Raw genomic sequence first — 21,488 nt, forward strand, 5'->3', positions numbered from 1 at the left:
TATTTTTCACTGGATCACGTGGTCAAGCCACGGGATAAAAGATTTAGCACTTCTTCCTACTCCCTAACAACACGCCCATACTCTTCTTTCAAAAATTCTGCAATTTTATGATCCTCAAAAATAATCTTTTTATTGCCAAGATCTATAGAACTAATATTTTGCACCTCAATTGCCGTACCTGTAACAAAACATCCGGTAAAATTCTCTATTTGCTCTAATTTCAAGCGCTCTTCTTTTACTTCTAGACCTAAATCTTTTGCAATTTCAATAATAGTCTGTCTTGTTATACCGTTTAAAAATCTATCGGCAATTGTAGTATATAATGTTTTATCTTGAACAAAGAAAATATTTGTTGTAGTACATTCAGCAATATACCCTTCATAATCAAGTAATAATGCGTCATCATAGCCAAGAGCTTTAGCTTCTTTTTGACTCATTATTGCCATATTATATTGAGCGGCGGATTTAGATTGTACCGGGGTGCTATCAGGCATTGCTTTACGCCAGCGGCTTACATGTAAATTTATACCTTTCTCAAAAGACCTGGGCATTGATGGAATACCGGCAATCAAAAGATTAGTAGACAAATCAGGGTTAGTAATATTTAGTGATTCGTCTCCGCACCAAATAAGCGGTCTTATGTATGCATCCTTAATATTATTTTGTTTTATTACAAGTTCATGAGCTTTTATTATCTCGTCTACACTATAAGGTACTTTTAAACCTAATGCTTCTGCTGATTTTATTAATCTTTCCGTATGTTCTTTGAGTTTAAAAACTTTGCCGTTATAAGCTCTCTCACCCTCAAATACCGATCCTGAATAATGCAGGCTATGAGTTAACACATGAATCCTTGCAAATTGATAAGGAACTAAATCACCGTTAATCCAAATATGCCAAAAAATTTGCTCTAGTTTTATAATTGTCATTAACCTATATTTATATTAAAGTAGATATAATTTAAGATGTCACCCCGTGGCTTGACCACAGGGTCCAAAAAAACAGCTTATGATATTAATAATTTTACTGGATCCCGTGGTCAAGCCACGGGATGACAAATGAGTATACATGCAACCACATAAAGCACATATTTTAATCGTAGATGATGATAGCAGAATATTAGCACTTTTAAAGCAGTTTTTAAATAAAAATGAGTTTTTAGTATCAACGGCAAACTCAGTCATAGAAGCTAAAAATCTATTAAAAAATTCTAATTATGATTTAATTATTTTAGATGTTATGTTACCTGAAATAACAGGGCTTGATTTTGCTACTACTATAAGGGATGTCGGTAATAATATTCCTATAGTTATGCTTACTGCTTTATCGGAAGCCGATGACCGTGTTAAAGGACTTGAAGCTGGTGCCTCTGATTATATAACTAAACCTTTTGAACCGAGAGAATTATTACTTCGGATAAATAATTTAATTAATAATTATAATAACTTTAAAAAAGAAACGAATATAATTAAATTCGGCAATAATTTCTATAATTTTGATACAAAGGAATTCACTAAGAACAATCAAATCATATCTCTTAGCTCTACCGAACAAAAATTACTTGAGATATTAATAAAAAATTCCGGTAAATCTACTAGTCGTTTTGAACTTTCAAAAATAATGGGAGGGCTTAGTATGCGTTCTATCGATGTACAAATTACAAGAATAAGAGGCAAAATAGAAGACAACCCAAAAGAGCCGAAATATTTAAAAACCGTGCGTAATGAGGGCTATGCACTTTATATTTGATCACTTTATGTGTCATTTCCGCGTAGGCGGGAATGACATCGAGCAGGCGTCTTGAACCATTACAGGCAATGCCAATGACGTATACAAATTACATATGAGCTTTATATCTAAATTATTACCGAGAACATTATTTGTACGGTTTATGTTTATTATAATCATTCCGATTTTAATAGGACAAATCGTTGCTATATTCTTGTTTTACGATCGTCATTGGTATAATGTTTCATATTATACTAGTACTATTATTATCAATGAAATAGAATCACTGATTAAAGAACATAGAAATAATTCAAGAGAGATAACCCATTTATCGGAAAATTATCTTAATTTATCTTATCAATTTCAGCTTAATAAAAAGTTATCTATAAAACAACCTAAATTAAGTGAGCCTCTAACTATATTTAAAAATATTTTAGCTACAAAAATCCATGAAAAAAATATAGTTAAGCTGAATAAGGAAAATAAAATTGAAGTATTTTTAGAATTACAAGATGGAATATTATATATTACTTTTCCTGCAAAATTACTACTTAATCCTACGGTATATATATTTGTTTTATGGATTATATCTTTAACTGTTATATTACTTTCTGTTTCTATTATTTTCTCCAAAAATCAAATTAAATCAATACTCACTCTTGCGGATAGCATGGATAAATTTGGTCGAGGTGTTTTAAAAGGCAAAAATTTCAAACCTTCAGGAGCTTTAGAAATAAGAAAAGCAGGACTTGCTTTTTTAAAAATGAAAACTCGTATTGAAAAACAAATTACTAAAAGAACCACTATGCTTGCTATGATTTCTCATGACCTTAGAACTCCTTTAACAAGAATGAAACTACAACTTGAATTAATGGAAGAAAGCGAAGAAATCGAAGGGTTAAAACAAGATATATTAACTATGCAGCAAATGATAAATTCTTATTTAGATTTTGCTAAAGGTGAAAGTACAGAAGAATTTGAAGAAATTTTATTACTACCTTGGATAGAACATTTTTTAAACAAATGGTCACATGTAGATATTGAATTTATAAAACTTAATAATATAGATAATTCAAAAGTACGCATTAAACCGAATTCTTTTGAAAGAGCCTTGTCTAATTTAATCGGTAACGCTATAAAATATGGAACTAAAATTAAAATATCTTTGACAGATAATCCATCTACCGTAGCTATAATTATTGAGGATAACGGTATCGGTATAGATGATACAGAAAAGCATCTTGTATTTAAACCGTTTTATAGATCGGATAAAGCAAGGCAACTTGATAATGCAAGTAATGTAGGACTTGGGCTTGCTATTACTAAAGAAATAATAAACGATTATAAAGGCTCTATTTATTTAGAAGATAGCAAGGATTTAGGTGGGCTATCGGTAAGAATTGAAATACCTAGAATATGACCGCCGATGTCATTCCCGCATAGATACCAAATCGTCATTGCGAAAAGAATTACGTAGTAATTCGACGAAGCAATCCAGTAAAAAATTCTGATTTACAGAATTTTTTTATTATTTTTTCTGGATTGCCACGTCGCTTCGCTCCTCGCAATGATGGTTTTAGTATCCACGTAACAGTACCAGCTCGCAATGACGGAAAAATCGATCCATACAGCAACATCTAAAATATAAAATAATGACTCACATAAAACATTTAGCAATAATAATGGATGGTAATGCTCGTTGGGCAGATCGGCATAACTTAACAAAATCTGAAGGACATAAAGCAGGTTCCGATAAAATTCGTGAATTACTGCCTGAGTTTATTAACCTTAATATACCTTATATAACTTTATATACTTTCTCTTCCGAAAATTGGCAACGCTCAAGCACGGAAGTAGATTTCTTAATACAATTATTAAGTATTTATTTAAAACATGAATTAAACAGTTTACATAAAAACGGCGTTAAAATAAAAGTAATAGGTAGGCTTAATTTATTAAGTAGCTCATTGCAAAAACAAATAAATAATGCTATAGAATTAACAAAAAATAATAATAAAATAACACTTTGTATAGCTTTTAGTTATGGGAGTCGCCAAGAAATAGTTGATGCCTGCACAAAAATTATTGCAAGCGGTAAAAAAGAAGTAAGTGAAAGTGATATACAGCATGCTTTATATGATCCAGAAATGCCGGATGTAGATTTATTAATAAGACCGGGCGGGGTTTATCGCATCAGTAATTTCTTGCTTTGGCAGGCAGCTTATGCTGAATTATATTTCTCACTCAAATATTGGCCTGATTTTAATAAAGATGATATACTAGAAGCTATAAACGATTACTCAAAAAGGAACAGAACATTTGGCAAAAGATAAACAAAATATATATTTAAGAATCCTGTCCGGTATAGTTTTAGTGCCATTATTTGTTATAGCTACATTATGGTTTAAGCCTTTATTTTATATTCTAATGATATTAGTGGGTGTGGGAATGTTAAGTGAATGGTATAATATGACCTACTCTTCTATACCGTATTCAGTACTAGGACTAATTATTATCCCGATTCCTATAGCTCTATTAATATTATTGGAAGATACTAATAAATGGCTTATTATGCTTTATTTTTGCATTATTTGGTCTGTAGACACTTTTGCAATGATTGGCGGCAAAACTTTTAAAGGAGCAAAGCTTGCTCCAAAAATCAGTCCTAAAAAAACTTGGAGCGGTTTAGTTACAGGAATATTATCAGCAGGTTTGGTTGCGGTATTAGTGAGTTTTATACCAAACTTTCATATTGAAAATTACTATTTTTCAAATAAAATTTATTTGTTTATAATTAGTTGTATAGTAGCATTAATAGCTCAATCAAGTGATTTATTTATTTCATATTTTAAGCGAAAATTTAATATTAAAGATAGCGGTCATATAATACCCGGTCATGGAGGAGTCCTAGACAGATTTGATAGTATTATTTTAACCGCTCCAGTATTATTTTTTATGAATATATATTTATGATACTACATTTAAACAATCATTCTAAAAAAATAATTTTAAATATCTTTTTAGCTTTACTGCTTGGATATTTTGTTTTTCATTGCATATATGGGAATAAAGGGATTATTGCATATTTAAAAGTAAATAGGCAGCTTGAAAAAGCTTATAATGAACTGAAGGGCTTACGAGCAGAAAGAGTAGAACTTGAACATAACGTCAAATTACTCCGCACGGAATCGCTAAATAAAGATATGTTAGAAGAACAAGCAAAGAAAGTTTTAGGAGTAGCTGCTCCAAATGAGCAGGTGTTTACAATAAAAAACACACCTAGTCAAAGGTAGGTATCGTCATTGCGAGCAACTAAAGGTGTTGTTGCATGACGCTTATGTCATTCCCGCGGAAGCGGGAATGACATAGAATAAATAGAGAAGAAAATCCCAAACAACATGATTAAAAAAGAATTGAATATAATTTATGACTATAACAATTTATCAAAACGACCTACCTAATAATTTTGAACTTGAAGGAGATATCGCTATAGATACCGAAACAATGGGGTTAAATCTACATAGAGATAAACTATGTTTGCTACAATTTAGTAACGGCAACGGTGAAGCCCATCTTGTTCATTTTGTAAATCAAGATTATACTGCTCCTAATTTAAAAGCGTTATTGCTAGATAAAACTAGATGCAAGGTATTTCATTTTGCTAGATTTGATTTAGCATCTATAAAAAAATATTTAAGTATAGATTTAGAAAATATCTTTTGTACTAAAATATCTTCAAAACTAGTTAGAACCTATACAGATAGCCACAGTCTTAAGGATTTATGCCGAGAATTGCTTAATATAAATATTTCAAAACAACAACAATCTTCCTATTGGGGTGCTGATAATTTATCTTCAGAACAAAAAGAATATGCAGCAAAAGATGTGCTTTATTTGCATCAATTAAAAGATATGTTACAAAAAATGCTACTTAGAGAAAATAGGCTCGAACTTGCCCATGATATTTTTCGTTTTTTACCAACAAGAGCTAATTTAGACCTTATCGGTTGGAATGAAATCGATATTTTTATGCATTAATTTAAATTAAGATAAGTTAATAAAGATATTAACTTATTAACATAGTAAATTGATTTCAAGTATAAAATCCTGCACTCTATTTAAAGAGGGCATCGATGTAGTACTCTATGATTTTGACTCTATGTCTTTGCTGCAAAAGAGTTGGTGTTGCGTGGTTCGGAAAACGCACTCGGTGTCATCCCGTGGCTTGACCACGGGATGACACCGTCTTAGAGTACTATAGCTAACCTTCTTAGTAGCTAATTGATTTTTCACATTACTTAGTCTACATAATTAATCACTAAAATAGGGGATCTTTATAACTAATAAAAAAGAAATAGACGTGCTAGATTCAAATTCAAGATTTAAATCTAAAGCTAAGTCTAGATACTATAACATACCTCGGTTATCCTAGGGTTATAACTTGTGAAACAGATGACGACACGTTAAGTATTGATGGCGGTGTTTTTGCTGCATTTTGGTGGGCAGCCAATTATATAATAGAGAAGTATTAATGCCATAACAAATAATGTTCTCTATTCTTAGGAAGATCTAGGGCATTATGAAACTTCATCTTATCAGAGTCCTAAGGGTGCTTCAAAAGGTATTTACCATAATAATTGCAGTAACTTTATAAATGAGACGAAGCAGCATTATGACTCTTCATTCGATAAACATGAGGAGGTAGTTTTAGGTAACACTACTACTTTTTTTTGGTTAGTATGGTGGTAATACAATAAAAGTATACTAGTGTCATACTGCAGCTTGACCACGGTATCCATAAAAACGATTAAAAATACTAAAATTCTTAGTATTTGTAACTGGGCCCCGTGGTCAAGCCACGGGGTGACACCGAGTAGTTCTTCTCACAATAACAATGCAAACAATATAGTCAATTCAGTTGGATTCGGATACAAGGAGCGAGGAGCAAAGCCTATAAATAATAGGCGAAACGACGAGTAACGCAGTAGGTGAGTTCAAATCAATTAACTATAATATTCACAATTTTACGAGGCACGAGAATAATTTTCTTCGGTTCTTTTCCTGCTAAGAATTTTTGTACCTTTGGCAAATTGACGGTAATTTGCTTTATTGCATCTTCACTTGCGGCAGTTTTAAACTCATAGGTATCACGGAGTTTGCCGTTAACCTGCACTGCCATAATATATGTATCTAACTCTAGCATTGACTCATCAAATGCAGGAAAAGCTGATTTATATAACCGCTCTTTATTGCCAAGCTTCTGCCAAATTTCTTCTGTAATATGTGGGATAAAAGGATTTAGTAGCTGTACTAAAATATTAAAGCCATGCCTTACAGTTTTTACATCAATTTTATCTTTGGATATTTCAGAGGATATAGCATTAGAAAGCTCACGCATACGTGCTATTGCTCTGTTTAGGGCAAAATGCTTTATATCTTCTGCGACATGCTTTATAGTAAAATGAACTAACCTATTAAGCGCTTTGTTAATATAACTTGCTTCTAAAGGTAACTTGTACGTCGATCCGGTACTCGCATCTTCACGTACTAAAGTGTACGCTGCGGTGCTGCATTCCGTGTTTCCTGCAAATTCCTCTTTATTAGCTTCGTTATATAAAAATTTTATTGCCTCAAACATTTGCTCAAGCTTATTAATAAAACGTGAGCAGCCTTCAATACCGCTTACAGACCATTCTAGATCTTTCTCAGGTGGACTATCGGACAGTACAAAAAGCCTAATAGCATCTGCCCCATATTGCTCTTGCATTGCCTCAAGATCGATGAGATTCTTTTTAGACTTACTCATCTTCTCAATGCGTCCCTGCACTACTCTATTATTGCTTTCCTTATGAAAAAATTCATTACCCTTTTTAACTACTTCTTCAGGATATAACCAATTATTATGTTCATCTTTATAAGTAGCATGCAACACCATACCTTGAGTAAATAACCCTTTAAAAGGCTCTCGAACGCTTACGTAATTCTGTGCGTTCATTACTTTTGTGAAAAACCTTGCATATAATAAATGCATAACGGCGTGCTCGATGCCGCCTATATATTTATCTACAGGAAGCCAATAATCACAAGCTTTTTTATCGGTCATCTCTGTAGCATTGCTATTGCAATATCTCGTAAAATACCAAGATGATTCAAAAAATGTATCAAAAGTATCGGTTTCACGAATAGCCGGCTTATTGCATTTCGGACAATTAACATGTTTCCAACTAGGATGATGAGCAAGCGGATTACCGTGACCGTCAAAACTAACATCATCAGGTAACGTAACGGGTAAGTCTTTGTAAGGTACGGGAACTATGCCGCAATCTTCACAATGAATAATAGGAATCGGACAACCCCAAAAACGCTGTCTTGAAATCCCCCAATCTTTTAGACGATAATTTATGCTGCGTTTACCTATCTCTAATTTTTCAAACTCCTCGATTACTTTTTGTTTTGCTTCATTACTAGTTAAGCCGTTTAGAAAATTTGAGTTAACCAAAATTCCATCTTCCGTATAAGGGGTCTTTTGTACATCAATATCCGTTTCAATTACTTGCTTAATAGTTAAATTCATTTTAACAGCTAATTCATGGTCACGTTCATCATGAGCAGGGCAACCGAAAACAGCACCGGTACCGTAATCCATTAACACGAAATTAGTAATAATAACCGGTAAAACTATATTTGAATCGAAAGGATGAGTAACATAAAGACCGGTAAATACACCTTCCTTTTCAGCTTTATCAAGCTCAACAGAACAGGTTATATTTGCACATTTAGCTATAAAATTCGATATTTCAGGTGTTTTAGAAACTAATCGTTCTATTATCGGATGATTAAAGGCAATTCCTATAAAGCCAGCACCAAAAATGGTTTCGGGTTTTGTTGAAAATACTTCTATAGTAGTATCTTCATTATCCTTAATTTTGAAATGAAAATTGGCACCTATCGATTTACCAATCCATTTCTCTTGCATAGAGCGGACTGCTTCAGGCCACTCTTTTAAATTCTGAATTTCGTTTAATAATTCTTCAGCATCATCAGTGATTTTTAAGAACCATTGCTTTAAATAACGTTTCTCAACTATTGCACCTGAACGCCAACCACACCCGTCTACAACTTGCTCATTCGCAAGCACGGTATTATCAACCGGATCCCAATTAACAAGTGATTCTTTTTGATAAGCAAGATTTCTCTCATAAAGCTCTAAAAAGAATTTTTGCTCATGTTTATAATACTGCGGATCACAACTATTTATCTCTCTAGACCAAGCATAAGAAAAACCCATAGATTTTAGCTGCTTTTTCATATTCTCGATATTAGAATAAGTCCAATCTTTCGGATGAGAATTATTTTTTATTGCGGCATTTTCGGCAGGTAGCCCAAAAGCATCCCAGCCCATCGGATGAAGCACATTAAAACCTTGCATAGTCATAAACCTTGCAATAACATCACCTATAGAATAGTTGCGTACGTGACCTACATGGATTTTACCGGAAGGATAAGGCAGCATTTCAAGTACGTAATATTTTGGCTTGCTACTCTCGTTTGATACCTCAAAAGCTTTCTCGTCATACCAAATTTGCTGCCATTTTTGTTCTACTTGATTCATATCTGCTTTTTAATTTATTTGTTACCCCACGTAGTCTTGCGTCACAGACTGTGTCCTGAGATACCGTGGTCAAGCCACAGGGTGACATGGAGGTAATATAATCACCTAGCACTATTAATATATATCTCTCTAGCTTTTCTTAAAATTTTATCTTCAAGTGTGATAGCAAGATGTGAGGTGTTTTCATTAAGTACCCATTGTTTATTTTTAAGCATTTCTTCAAATACTTTCACTGCAATTGAATCAGGGCTTATTACATCGTCTTTAATCAATATATTTATTTTAAATCGAAAATTAGGATTAGAACGTGGGCTATACCATTCCGTAATAATCACGCCGCCGTTTGAGTCAGCTGATGCAAGAGGAGCAAAACTTATAGTCTCTAATGCTGCTTGCCAAAGATATTTATTAACTGAACCTCCTACAGCTTTAGTAGATTCGTTTTTGACCCTACTAGGTCTAAAAACTAGCCCTTCTTCACCTGCTATAGAACCTACTTCGTCCCATTTCTGCTCTCGTTCTGTTTTTGGATAATCATCCGCTAAGATACTAGTACTTATTGCACTAAGTATAATTACAAAAAATAATCCGATAATTTTTTTCATAACCAATATTTAATTAGGGTGCTTGAGAGAAATAATAGAGAAGTTTTGGCTATTAGTCAAAAATTATTTGAACTAATTGTATGTCATTCATATACCCCCTATATGTCATTCCCGCGGAAGCAGGAATCCTTCATTGTCATACCGCGACTTGATCGCGGTATCCAGCTAACAATACTAAAATGATTCATACTTTACCGTGGACAAGCCACAGGATGACATCGAGTGTGCTTTTTGATCCACGTAACAATGCCTTGCATGAATAACATACAGCTACTCTACACCTTAACAGGCATGACGACAAAAATATCTTTAGGATTCTCAGGAAATTTAATAAGTACTGGTGCTGAAACATCTGAAAAATATAGTTCTACTAAATCCGATTTCACTGCTTTTAAGACATTTTCCAAATATTGTGGATTAAAGCCTATAGCTAAAGGCTCATCACTATTATATTCATAAAAACTTTCCTTATCTTGTGAAGCATTAATAACCTCTTTTGCGTTACCTCTTGCTTCACCAATAGCACTAATCTCTAAGGTTTCGCGAGATAATGATAATTTTACCGCTCTAAATTTTTCAACGGTTATGATCGCTATTCTTTCTATACTATCTGCAAATATTTTTCGATTAATTACTAATTTTGAGCTGCTGCTTTCTGGAATAAAAGCACTATAATCAGGGAAAGTACCGTCTATAAGCTTTGATAGCATAATAGTATTTTCGTTACATATAAATTTAATCTTATTGCTACTTAATAAAATTTCTATATCTTCATTTATATTTTTAGGATCTTTAACTATTTTTAAAATTTCTTCTGCACTTTTTTGCGGTAATATAACTCCAAAATTCTTTATTTGTTGTTCTAATGTTACCCATGAAATTGAAAGCCTATACCCATCGGTACTTGCCGAACAAAACTCTTTGCCTTTTATGTGTAAATAAACACCGTTTAAATTATAACGAGTTTCATCTAAAGAAATCGAAAATTTTGTCGATTCGATTATTTTAGCAAAATCCGTGCAGGAAATTTTAAAACTTGCTTCAGGATTAATACTATCCATTGGAGGAAAAGAACTAACCGGCAAAGTAAATAAATTAAATTTACAATTTTTTCCTTTAATTTCAAGTCCCGTTGTACCGAGATCTGTTAATATAAGCTCGGAATCCGGAAGTTTGCGGACTATATCATTTAGAGTTTTCGTAGAAACGGTAAGTTCACCTTCACTTACTACCTGTACTGCTATTTTTTGACTTAAGTACAAGTCCATATTAGTAGAACTAAGCTCTAGATTGCCGTCTTTTGCCGATAATTTAATGTTTGCATATTCAGGTATTACATTACGTTTTTCAACAACGGAACTTGCAAACCCCAGGGACTGAGCTAACGTTTTTGTTTCAACTATTAATTTTAACATATTGTTATTCTCTTAATGTTCCTTGAAATTTTTGCGCGATGGCAGCAACTAAATCTTTACTGAACGAATTTAAATCAGTATCAGACAACGTCCGATCATCTGCTTGTAGCTCTATTTTAATTGCTATAGATTTTTTACCGTCAGGTAATTTATCACCGCTATAAATATCAAATAATATAACTGATTTAACAAGCTTTTTATTAAAATTATTTATATATGATATTATTTCACCGACTCTATGATCTTGATCAACAATAAATGCATAATCTCTAAAATTAGCTTGGAAATCTGATACTGCAAATGCGTCTCTTTTACCGAATTTAGCTTTTATCAACGGCAAATTCGTAATATTGAGCTCGAATGCAAAGATTTCCTGATTAATATCGTAATATTTCAAGATTTTAGGGTGTATATGTCCAAAATGACCTAATAAATTTTTACCAAGCCCTATATTTACTGCTCTAGTTTGATGATAATATTGTGGCAATGCTGTCCCATTTGTTGCTATACATTTATCTATAGATAGTCCTGCATAATCCACTACCAGCTCTAAATCACCTTTAAGATCAAAAACATCATATCCTCGTCCAAGCGAATGAGGATTTTTATTACTATATGAACCGCTTATAATTGCCGTCAAATAAGTTGCTTCCGTATTTAAATCTATAAAACTCGGTCCAACTTCAAAAAAAGCCATATCTTTTATAGAGCGTGCTAGATTTTTACTTACTATACTTAACAAATTCGGCAGTATAGTAGGACGCATATAATTGTCTCCTATGCTAATAGGATTAAGCAAAAACAACTCTTCTTTTAATTCAGCAAACAACTTTGCATCTTCACTACTCATAAAAGAGTTAGTTACTACCTCATCATAGCCTTTGCTTGCTAATATCCTTTTAAAACTAGATATTCTTTTATGCTCTCTTAGCTTATTATTATCTTGGTCTAATTCAGGTAATTTTATGCTTTCTATTTTATCATAGTCGTAAATACGAGCGATTTCTTCAGCTATATCTTCTAAAATAGTTATATCGTGACGCCAAGAAGGCGCTATTACCTTTATAATCTCACCTTTAACATCCGTAACAAATCCTAGTTTATTTAATATAGCTTCTATCTCTTTGATATTTAATTTAATTCCCGTAATTTTTTCTAAATAGTATGCTGAAAAATCTAAAGTTTTTTTTTGCGGTTCTTTCTCACCGCATTTCACTACTTCCGATACTTCACCATTTCCGCATATTGACAAAATAAGATTAGTAGCTATGTCTAAAGCTTTTTCCGTAAAATTTCTATCGATATTACGCTCATTACGATATCTAGCATCAGTATCAATTTGCAATCTTCGCCCGCTAGCTGCAACCATTTTAGCATTAAAACATGCAGCTTCCAGTATTATATTAGTCGTACTATCAGTACAACTACTCTTAGCCCCGCCAATGACACCGGCAAGACCTTGAATACCGCTTTCATCTTTTATAGCTAAATCATTTTCGGTAAGTAAATATTCTTTGCCATTTAGAGCGTGGAAAGTAATTGCGTCATTGTTGTCATCCCCGCCGCCCTTTATGTCATTCCCGTGTAGGCGAGAATCCATAATAACCTTATCACTATCTAGTGCATCGCTTTTACCATAAGAATTATTGGATTCCCGCCTACACGGGAATGACATAGAGGAATATCTCTCAACCACAATCCCCCCCCGTATCTTATCCGCATCGTAAGCATGCATCGGTTGCCCAAAACTATAAGAAATATAATTTGTTACATCCACTAAGCTTGAAATAGTTTGTACCCCGACATTTTTTAATAATTTCCGTAACCAATCAGGGCTTGGTTTATTTTTTAAATTTCTTATTTCTCTAAAAGTAAATAAAGGGCAGGCTTCTTTGTCTTGCACGTTAAGCTTCATTTTAGAAGTAAATGTACTCTTTATTTCCGGAATTTCTAGTTCTTTAAGTATTCCGAGTCCTTTTGCCGATAAATCTCTTGCGATACCGTAAACTCCAAGTGCATCACTACGATTAGGAGTAACGTTAATAACAAATATAGGATCATCCAAACCGTAATACTTAGTAAAATTCTCTCCAACTACAGCATCTTCAGATAGCTCTATAATCCCTTCAGACTCTGAAGCTAGCAGTAATTCCTCTTCAGAGCAAAGCATACCGCAGCTTTTTTCACCTCTAATAATAGATTCCTTAATCTTAAACTTACCATTTGGTATTTCTATTCCGATCTTTGCAAGTACTACTTTTATACCTGCTCTTGCATTACTCGCACCACAAACTATTTGTAACATGCCGCTTTTAGTCTCAACATCACAAAGCTTTAACTGATCGGCTGACGGGTGAGGTTTAGTACTTGCGATATATGCTACTTCAAATTTTTGTAGCTCTGCCGCTTTATCTATCACCTCTTCTACTTCAAGACCAATAGCTGTTAGGGCTTCGGCAATTTCAGCAACTGAAGCCGATGTCTCTAACAATTGCTTTAACCATGATAACGTAAATTTCATTTCGTAAGCCCTACTGCTAAATTCGGTATATCAAAGCTCCCAAAATTATAATGTTTAAGCCAACGCATATCTCCTTCAAAAAATTGTCTTAAATCTTTGATATTATATTTTAGCATTGCAAAACGCTCTACCCCAAGCCCAAAAGCAAAACCTTGATACTCGCTGCTATCGATACCGACATTTTTAAGCACGTTTGGATGAACCATCCCGCAACCGAGGACCTCAAGCCATTTATCGTTTTTATTCATCCGAATATCAACTTCAGCAGAAGGTTCAGTAAATGGGAAAAAGCTGGGTCTAAAACGTAATTCAATATTAGAATTTTCAAAAAAGTTTTTTATAAATTCCGTGATAACATATTTTAAATGCCCCATATTGATATTTTTATCAATAACAAGTCCTTCTATTTGGTGAAACATCGGCGTATGCGTCATATCCGAATCTGATCTATAAGTCCTACCAGGTGCTATAAACCTAAAAGGCGGTTTGCCGCTTTTCATGGCTCTAATCTGCACTGTTGAAGTATGAGTACGTAATAACAGCGGTTTATTATTTTCCTGACCTTTCAAATAAAAAGTATCATGCATTTGCCTTGCGGGATGGTCATCTTCAAAATTGAGAGCAGTAAAATTATAGAAATCATTCTCGATATTCGGTCCGTTTTCTATAGTAAAACCAAACTGTGAAAATACTTGTATTAACTCCTCACTACATTGTGTTATTGGATGAATAGAACCTTGTTTATATCTCCTTGCAGGGATTGTTAAATCAATTTTATCGGCAGCAAGTTTTAAATTTAGTTCCTGCTCCTCTAAAATTTCTTCTTTTGCTTTTATTACATTCTGTATTTTATCTTTTAATTTATTGATTTTTAAGCCAAATTCTTTACGTTCCTGTTCATTTAAACTACCTAGTTTTTTAAGCTCACCGGTCACTATACCGTTTTTACCTAAAAATTCTACTTTATATTCTTGTAGTTCTTTTAAGTTTTGTACTAATAAGATTTTTTCCTCAGCAAGCCTTAATATTGTTTCTATATTTTCCATGATTTTTTTGTTTTTTTATTTTGTTTTGTCACCCCGTGGCTTGACCACGATATCCAGACAATTTTCAAAAAAAACTGGACCCCGTGGTCAAGCCACGGGGTGACATATTAAACCAACACACACCTCATATATCCCTCTTCTATACCTATCAACTTCGCTTTAAATATCTGCCCTATTTCTAAAGGTTTGTCTAGCTTTACCGGAATAAAATTTTCGGTATGGGCGATATTATTATTCTCTACCAATAACTCTACTTTCTGACCTATATGCTTCTTAAAGAACTCAGATAGCTGATTCTGCCCCTCTTGTCTTAGAATTGCAGCTCTTTCTTTCCTTATAGTTTTCGGTACTTGCGGCATACGTGCTGCAGGCGTTCCTTCTCTTTCCGAATAAGGAAAAACATGTAAATATTGTAATTCCGCTTCTGAAATTAATTTTCTTGTATTTTCAAACATTGCAGGAGTTTCAGTCGGGAAACCAGCTATAATATCCGCACCAAAAGATACTTCCGGTCTTATTGCCCGCAGCTTCCGGCAAAACTCTATTACCTCTGCCCTATTATGCCGTCTTTTCATACGTTTTAATATCATCTCATCGCCTGCTTGCAAGCTAATATGAAAATGCGGCATTATCTTCTCACTATAAGCTATAAGCTTAAAAAGTTCATCATCTATTTCTGCAATATCTATTGAAGATAAACGAAGCCTTTTTAGTTCAGGCACTAAATTTAAAACTCGTTTAATCATTTGTGCAAATGTTGGACTTCCGGGTAAATCTGAACCGTAAGCCGTAACGTCAACACCGGTAAAAACTACTTCTTTAAAACCGTTTAGTACTAAATGCTTTACCTGCTCTGCTATAGCTCCTATTGGTACTGATCTACTTTTACCTCTACCGTACGGGATAATACAGAAAGTACAAAAATGATCACAACCGTTTTGTACCTGAATAAAAGCACGAGATTTACCGTCAAAGCTACTTACTAAATGACCTGCCGTCTCTTTCACCGACATTATATCGTTAACTGCTATTTTTTCATCGGTAATTTGGTAGTAATTAGGTAACAACTTCTCTTCATTACCTATAACTTTGTTAACTTCCGGCATATTAACGTACATTTGCGGACTTGTTTGAGCACTACAACCGGTAACGATAATTTTTAAATCGGGATTATTCTTTTTAGCCTTGCGGATAGCTTGTCTTGCTTGTTTCTCAGCTGCTTTAGTTACTGCACAAGTATTGAATATTGCCACATTATCGATACCCGATAATTCCAAGTTTTTTCGTATTATCTCACTTTCGTAAATATTAAGTCTACAGCCAAATGTTACTACTTCTTGTCTTAAATTATTGCTCATAATAATACTCCCCTTGAGCAACTAATTTAGCAGACCCTTGCATTATTATATTACCGTTTTCTTCTTTCATAGTAAGGCTGCCATGCTTAAATACTACTATACTTGGTGCATGGATAAAACCGAGTTTTAAACCGGCAGCAAAACTACCACAAGCTCCGCTTCCGCAAGCAAGTGTTAACCCTACCCCTCGCTCCCAAACGGATAAATAGATTTTATTATCCTTTACTTCAGCAAAATTAACGTTTACCCCATCTGCGAATAATTCCTTAGCCTGCAATTTCTCACCGACAATTTTTTGATCTTGAGGCTCTAACTTACTAAAAATAACCAAATGCGGATTACCTATATCAACACAAATAGTTTCCTTTAAATCAATCATATAACGCTCTGCGAATTCCCAAATTTTATCACAGCTTGGCATCCAAGCTGCATTAAAACTAACACTGCCTACATTAACGCTAATATTATTTTCATCCTCCACATTACATAACAATTTTTTATTGCCTATCATTACGGTAATATCTTTCTTTCCCGTATCAAGATAAATTAACTTGGCTAAACATCTTGTAGCATTACCGCATAATTTAGCACTAGAGCCATCTATATTATAGATAATCATTTCATAAAAATCATTATGATCTTTATAAATAATAAACTGATCGCAACCGATACCTGTATGACGATCAGCCATATTTTTTGCTAGCTGCGATAAATCATATGAACTTAATAAATCTCGTTTGTTAACAATAACAAAATCATTACCAAGACCATGCATTTTTACAAAATTAATTTTACTAATCATAATGTCTTACATATTAGGAAATTGTATTATAGCAAATTATAGCAAATTTGCTATAATGAAGTTATTATATATAACAATATAGACTATTATGCTAATTTCACGTTTCTTAGACCCTAAAAATAACTATGCATTTTACAAAATTTTCGGTACGGAAAAAACAATTATATACTTATTCATTTCCTAAATGACATTTTAGGTTATATGGGAGAGGAAGTAATTACCGCAGTTACGTTTTTAAAAACTACCTAGGACCCAAACATCGCTGCTTATAGACAATCTATAGTAGATGTATTGTGCGAAGATAAACACGGTACTCAATTCATCGTAGAGCTGCAAGTAAGTAAACATCCGGGCTTTTAAAAAAAAGAGCTCAGCTTTATGCAGCAAAAGCCTACTCAAGGCAAATACTCAAAGAGGATGAGAATCATAAGAAAATGGCAGTATATACAAAACTTTGAGATAGACCTTTAGATGAAATTATGGAATTTACCGATTTAACAGAAGAAAAAATCGAAAAATTAAAGTGCAATGAAAGTACTCAATATTATGCTAAGCCGTGATCTTGGCGGAATTCAACAAGCATTTTTAGATTATAATGCAGCTCTTGAAATGCAAAAAATTAAGATTATCAATATCACTTCTTACAAAGCAAAAATAAATTCTTTTCTACTTAAGACAAGTTTTAAACTACCTAACTTAGTACCTATTGATCCGTTATCGGTACTTATTCTTAAATATATAATCTACAAAATTAAGCCCGATATAATTATAGCACATGGTAATAGAGCAATAAATTTTAGTAAATTTATTAAATCACAAAATATAAAATTAATCGGTATCGCTCATAATTATAGTTTAAAAGGACTACGTAAATGTGATTTTGTTATTGCCTTGACGCATCATATGGAAGAATTTTTACTAAAAAATAACTTTGCCGAATCGAGGATATGCATCCTACCGAATATGATAAATATTTCTAAAGACTTTACTCCAAATAAAACATATAGAAAACCTATCGTAATTGGTGTACTAGCAAGATTTGTAGCTAAAAAAGGTGTTGATGTTTTTATTAATGCTATAAAAATTTTAAAAGAAAAAAAATATGATATTCAAGCTGTTATAGGTGGAAACGGTAAGGAAAAAGATAATTTAATTGCTTTAACACGTAAACTTAATTTACAAGGTCAAATATCATTTACGGGATGGGTTAACGATAGAGATAAATTCTTTAAACAAATAGATATTTTTTGTTTACCGTCTCTTCATGAACCGTTTGGAATTATAGTACTTGAAGCAATAGAGGCAAGCGTGCCTCTCGTTAGTACAGATACTGAAGGGCCTGCAGAAATCTTAAAGCATATGCAAGACGGTCTTATTTGTAAAGCCGGCTCTGCTGAAGATTTAGCAGAAAAAATTGTCTATCTAATAGATAACCCCTTAAAAGCAAAAGAATTTTCTAAAAACGCCTACCTTACTCTCAAACAAAATTATGACATTAAAGTTGTTTCTAAAAAGTTAGCAACATTATTACGCAGTTACAAAAATAGTTAGTTGACAAAAATAATAGTCTATATTGACATAATAGTTTAAAGATGCATAATTAATATTAAGTAATATGAATTTATTTCAATGAACCTGCTAAAGAGTTTTATCTCATTCCTGCGTGGATCAAAAAAAGCACTCGGTATCCAGAAAATAACTTATTATATACGTTGTTTTATCATTTTTAGCTAGACCCCGTGGTCAAGACACGGGGTAACAATGAAGAATAACGTACTAGTTTTATCGATTTCATCATTTCTTCTATGTAGTTGTAGTACTAAACAAAATAATACTATACCGAGTCTCTCATTACCTACTAGAAAGATAATACATCCTCCAAGTGGTGATTACAATTTAACGACGCAATATTAAATGAGCTAATTAAAGAATCATTAGACAATAACTCTGATATTTAGCTGGCAATGAGTAATGTACTAGCAGCGCAAGCTCAACTTAACTTTGTTAATTCTGATAGATTCCCGCAAATCAATTTACAAGGCGGAGCAAATCGAACACAAAATAGCAATGAAACAAAAGTACCTCATGAGCCGAAATTTGCTCATAATCTCGGGCTAGCAAGCGTACTTCATTATGAATTAGACTTATGGGGGACTGCCGCAAATGCTAGCGAGTCAGCTAAAAAAACTTTCCTTGCAAGCGAGTATAGCAAGGCAGCGAGCGGTACGTTTATCAGTTATAAGTAACGTCACTATAAATTACTTTAATCTTTTAGCACTAGACAAACAAATATATCTAACTGAAAAACTAATTGAGACTCAAACGGAAATTTATAAATTAAATAAGAAATTATATAATCTTAGCGTAGGTGATTTCATATCGGTTAGTGAAGCTGCTTCCGAGCTTGCACTTACTAATTTGTCATTGCCACCTTTAAAACAACAAAGGCATGAGCAGGAAACCGCTTTAAAATTTTAGTAGGTAGAACTCCTGAAAATATAGTAAACGGCTTAATTTATCATGACAAACCGATAGATTATTTCCCTGCTCTACCGGTATTACCTAAAATATTACCGTCAGAATTTTTAGAGCAAAGACTGGATATTAAAGCAGCAGAGCAGAATTTACTAGCAGCAGATGCAAACTTAAAAGCAATAAAAGCTACTTATTTTCTGCAAATTTCTTTAACAGATTTATTAGGATTCGGTAGCAATAAATTTAATACTCTATTTACTAACTCAGCTGAGACTTGGCAGGTGGGCGGCAACATAGCAGGACCTATTTTTGATTTTGGCAAAACTAGCGCTAATGTACAAATTGCCACAAGTGTTAAAGAGCAATATGTGGCCGCATATAAATCAGTAATACGCACAGCTTTCGGGGAAGTTATGGATGCTTTATCGTTTGAACAAACATCAAGTAATAATTTTCATATTTGTCAACAAAATGAAACAGCTTTAACATCTATATTTAAGCTTGCTGATCAGCGTTATAAACGAGAGATTACTTAACAATGCTTACCGCTAAACAAAACGTACTACAAAACGAAATTGACGGGGTGGCTATAAAGCTTTCACAGCTAAGTTCTATGGTTAATATTCGGGAAGAGAGTGGGTAGTACGAGCAACGTCATTGCGAGCGACTGCAAGCCTTGTTGCATGGCTTATTTATTACGCGGGGCAGAAATAACACAAACACATTAAAATAATAATGCGGAATTTGATATTGATAACATTACTAGTGCTAATAGTAATATTAGTGGTTTGGGTAATAAAACATCATCATAAAAGCAGTAAACAAATCACTATAGCAGCTCCGGTTGAAGTAACAAAAGTGATCAGAAAACGTACCTGATGTGATATAGCTTGCAGGAACGGCTAAAACTGACCAAAGTGCCGATATTAGACCTCAAGTTACATGACAAATATTAAGTGTAAATTTTGATTATGGACAAGAAATAAAAGCAGGTGATTGATTATATAAAATCGATTCTCGTCCGTTTCAAAATCAATTACAGCAAGCACAAGCAAATTTACTAAGTGATACTTATAACCTCAAAAATGCTATAAAAGAAGAAGAAAGATATCGTGCTTTATGACGAAAAAGCCGTTTCGGAAGAGCAATATTTACAGATGCTAACTAATATGAATATGCTTGGGGCTGCTGTTGAACGTGATAAAGCAATTATTGCAGATGCTAATTTACAAATCGAGTATTCAAAAATAGTAGCTCCTTTTGACGGTAAACTTAGTGAGAGTAATGTTGATATAGGTGATTTAGTGTCACCATATTTTGCAAGTCTTGTCACTATAAATACCATCTCACCTATTTATGTCAGTTTCTCCGTACCTGAAGAATATCTAGCCCGTATTAATAAATCTCAAAAATCTTATGACTTGGCTTTGACGGTTAGAACCGTAAACGATCAAGAAATTCAAGACGGTGAGATAATCTTTGTTGACAATGCAATTGATCCAAATAGCGGCACTATAAAAGTCAAAGCAACTCTACCTAACCAAGATGAAATATTGTGACCTGGACAATTCGTACGTGTATCATTACGCATCTACACAGAAAAAGATGCTCTAATAGTTCCGTCTAAGGCAATGCAAACTAATGATCAAGGGCCTTATGTATTTGTGGTCTATAAAGACAATAAGGCCGTGGTCAAGAATATAGATATAGTTTTTTCTAATGATGATTTTATTGTTATTAAAAGCGGTATAGATGAGGGTGCAACGCTAATCACCAACGGGCAGCTATGATTATCTAACGGAGCAGAGGTGAGTGTTAGGGAGGAGTAGTTTATTCTTACTTCCTATGTCATTCCCGTGCAGGCGGGAATCCAAGATAAAGCGAGCTTTTAATTTTAAAAACTTACTATGTATACAATTTGTAATT

20 protein-coding genes and 4 pseudogenes are annotated in these 21,488 nt (G+C 33.4%); 16 read left to right on the forward strand and 8 right to left on the reverse strand.

Features of this window, described 5'->3' with window-relative positions:
• Window positions 1-56 precede the first annotated feature (56 nt).
• Window positions 57-929, reverse strand: coding sequence for a branched-chain amino acid transaminase (locus ACKTSD_RS04720; RefSeq protein ID WP_412708220.1), 873 nt, complete (start codon window positions 927-929; stop codon window positions 57-59).
• Window positions 930-1,068: 139 nt separating this feature from the next.
• Here ACKTSD_RS04720 and ACKTSD_RS04735 point away from each other — a divergent pair, with 139 nt between their 5' ends.
• From ACKTSD_RS04735 to ACKTSD_RS04770, 8 genes and pseudogenes are all read left to right on the forward strand, one after another.
• Entirely contained in the window at window positions 1,069-1,749 is a 681-nt protein-coding gene (locus ACKTSD_RS04735) for a response regulator transcription factor (protein ID WP_412708222.1), read from the forward strand.
• A gap of 94 nt (window positions 1,750-1,843) precedes the next feature.
• Entirely contained in the window at window positions 1,844-3,148 is a 1,305-nt protein-coding gene (locus ACKTSD_RS04740) for a sensor histidine kinase (RefSeq protein ID WP_412708223.1), read from the forward strand.
• Between the two features lie 232 nt (window positions 3,149-3,380).
• Window positions 3,381-4,061 carry a polyprenyl diphosphate synthase gene (gene uppS, locus ACKTSD_RS04745; RefSeq protein ID WP_412708224.1) on the forward strand — a complete coding sequence of 227 codons (681 nt, stop codon included), beginning with the start codon at window positions 3,381-3,383 and terminating at the stop codon, window positions 4,059-4,061.
• Entirely contained in the window at window positions 4,024-4,701 is a 678-nt protein-coding gene (locus ACKTSD_RS04750; protein WP_412708322.1) for a phosphatidate cytidylyltransferase, read from the forward strand. The genes uppS and ACKTSD_RS04750 overlap by 38 nt, the downstream gene beginning before the upstream one ends.
• Complete coding sequence (locus ACKTSD_RS04755) at window positions 4,698-5,021, forward strand: FtsB family cell division protein (RefSeq protein WP_412708225.1); 324 nt, start codon at window positions 4,698-4,700, stop codon at window positions 5,019-5,021. The genes ACKTSD_RS04750 and ACKTSD_RS04755 overlap by 4 nt, the downstream gene beginning before the upstream one ends.
• A gap of 133 nt (window positions 5,022-5,154) precedes the next feature.
• Window positions 5,155-5,766 carry a ribonuclease D gene (locus ACKTSD_RS04760; protein ID WP_412708226.1) on the forward strand — a complete coding sequence of 204 codons (612 nt, stop codon included), beginning with the start codon at window positions 5,155-5,157 and terminating at the stop codon, window positions 5,764-5,766.
• Between the two features lie 298 nt (window positions 5,767-6,064).
• A pseudogene (locus tag ACKTSD_RS04765) lies at window positions 6,065-6,260 on the forward strand (hypothetical protein).
• A gap of 370 nt (window positions 6,261-6,630) precedes the next feature.
• Window positions 6,631-6,742: pseudogene (locus ACKTSD_RS04770) on the forward strand (palindromic element RPE2 domain-containing protein); the annotation flags it as partial.
• On the opposite strand, the gene leuS reads toward ACKTSD_RS04770, so the two are convergent.
• The 7 genes from leuS to dapF form a co-directional block, all read right to left on the reverse strand.
• Window positions 6,728-9,340, reverse strand: a complete 2,613-nt coding sequence (gene leuS, locus ACKTSD_RS04775; RefSeq protein ID WP_412708227.1) for a leucine--tRNA ligase — start codon at window positions 9,338-9,340, stop codon at window positions 6,728-6,730. The pseudogene ACKTSD_RS04770 and the gene leuS overlap by 15 nt on opposite strands.
• Window positions 9,341-9,441: 101 nt before the next feature.
• Complete coding sequence (locus tag ACKTSD_RS04780; RefSeq protein WP_412708228.1) at window positions 9,442-9,945, reverse strand: DUF3576 domain-containing protein; 504 nt, start codon at window positions 9,943-9,945, stop codon at window positions 9,442-9,444.
• A gap of 275 nt (window positions 9,946-10,220) precedes the next feature.
• The gene (gene dnaN, locus ACKTSD_RS04785) at window positions 10,221-11,360 is read right to left on the reverse strand and encodes a DNA polymerase III subunit beta (RefSeq protein ID WP_412708229.1); all 1,140 of its coding nucleotides are present in this window, start codon (window positions 11,358-11,360) and stop codon (window positions 10,221-10,223) included.
• Window positions 11,361-11,364: 4 nt separating this feature from the next.
• Complete coding sequence (gene pheT / locus ACKTSD_RS04790; protein ID WP_412708230.1) at window positions 11,365-13,881, reverse strand: phenylalanine--tRNA ligase subunit beta; 2,517 nt, start codon at window positions 13,879-13,881, stop codon at window positions 11,365-11,367.
• Window positions 13,878-14,927 carry a phenylalanine--tRNA ligase subunit alpha gene (gene pheS / locus ACKTSD_RS04795; RefSeq protein ID WP_412708231.1) on the reverse strand — a complete coding sequence of 350 codons (1,050 nt, stop codon included), beginning with the start codon at window positions 14,925-14,927 and terminating at the stop codon, window positions 13,878-13,880. The genes pheT and pheS overlap by 4 nt, the downstream gene beginning before the upstream one ends.
• 107 nt (window positions 14,928-15,034) lie before the next feature.
• The gene (mtaB, locus tag ACKTSD_RS04800; RefSeq protein ID WP_412708232.1) at window positions 15,035-16,285 is read right to left on the reverse strand and encodes a tRNA (N(6)-L-threonylcarbamoyladenosine(37)-C(2))-methylthiotransferase MtaB; all 1,251 of its coding nucleotides are present in this window, start codon (window positions 16,283-16,285) and stop codon (window positions 15,035-15,037) included.
• Window positions 16,275-17,087, reverse strand: coding sequence for a diaminopimelate epimerase (gene dapF / locus ACKTSD_RS04805; protein ID WP_412708233.1), 813 nt, complete (start codon window positions 17,085-17,087; stop codon window positions 16,275-16,277). Before dapF ends, mtaB begins: the two co-directional genes overlap by 11 nt.
• An 88-nt stretch (window positions 17,088-17,175) precedes the next feature.
• Between dapF and ACKTSD_RS04810 the strand changes: the two are divergent.
• From ACKTSD_RS04810 to ACKTSD_RS04845, 8 genes and pseudogenes are all read left to right on the forward strand, one after another.
• Window positions 17,176-17,491: pseudogene (locus ACKTSD_RS04810) on the forward strand (PD-(D/E)XK nuclease family transposase); the annotation flags it as partial.
• A 124-nt stretch (window positions 17,492-17,615) separates the two neighbouring features.
• Window positions 17,616-18,638 (forward strand): glycosyltransferase family 4 protein, encoded by a 1,023-nt coding sequence (locus ACKTSD_RS04815; RefSeq protein WP_412708234.1) that lies wholly within the window; start codon window positions 17,616-17,618, stop codon window positions 18,636-18,638.
• 413 nt (window positions 18,639-19,051) lie between these two features.
• Entirely contained in the window at window positions 19,052-19,333 is a 282-nt protein-coding gene (locus ACKTSD_RS04820; protein ID WP_412708235.1) for a TolC family protein, read from the forward strand.
• Window positions 19,281-19,565 (forward strand): TolC family protein, encoded by a 285-nt coding sequence (locus ACKTSD_RS04825; protein WP_412708236.1) that lies wholly within the window; start codon window positions 19,281-19,283, stop codon window positions 19,563-19,565. Before ACKTSD_RS04820 ends, ACKTSD_RS04825 begins: the two co-directional genes overlap by 53 nt.
• A gap of 152 nt (window positions 19,566-19,717) precedes the next feature.
• Window positions 19,718-20,098 (forward strand): annotated as a pseudogene (locus ACKTSD_RS04830) (TolC family protein); the annotation flags it as partial.
• Window positions 20,099-20,312: 214 nt separating this feature from the next.
• Window positions 20,313-20,441: a hypothetical protein gene (locus tag ACKTSD_RS04835; protein ID WP_412708237.1), complete on the forward strand. Its 129-nt coding sequence runs from the start codon at window positions 20,313-20,315 to the stop codon at window positions 20,439-20,441.
• A gap of 233 nt (window positions 20,442-20,674) precedes the next feature.
• Window positions 20,675-21,121: an efflux RND transporter periplasmic adaptor subunit gene (locus ACKTSD_RS04840; RefSeq protein WP_412708238.1), complete on the forward strand. Its 447-nt coding sequence runs from the start codon at window positions 20,675-20,677 to the stop codon at window positions 21,119-21,121.
• A 72-nt stretch (window positions 21,122-21,193) separates the two neighbouring features.
• Window positions 21,194-21,352 carry a permuted SH3 domain-containing protein gene (locus ACKTSD_RS04845; RefSeq protein WP_412708239.1) on the forward strand — a complete coding sequence of 53 codons (159 nt, stop codon included), beginning with the start codon at window positions 21,194-21,196 and terminating at the stop codon, window positions 21,350-21,352.
• Window positions 21,353-21,488: the final 136 nt, after the last annotated feature.

The organism is Candidatus Rickettsia kedanie (assembly GCF_045865205.1).
GTDB classification, from domain to species: Bacteria; Pseudomonadota; Alphaproteobacteria; order Rickettsiales; family Rickettsiaceae; genus Rickettsia; species Rickettsia australis.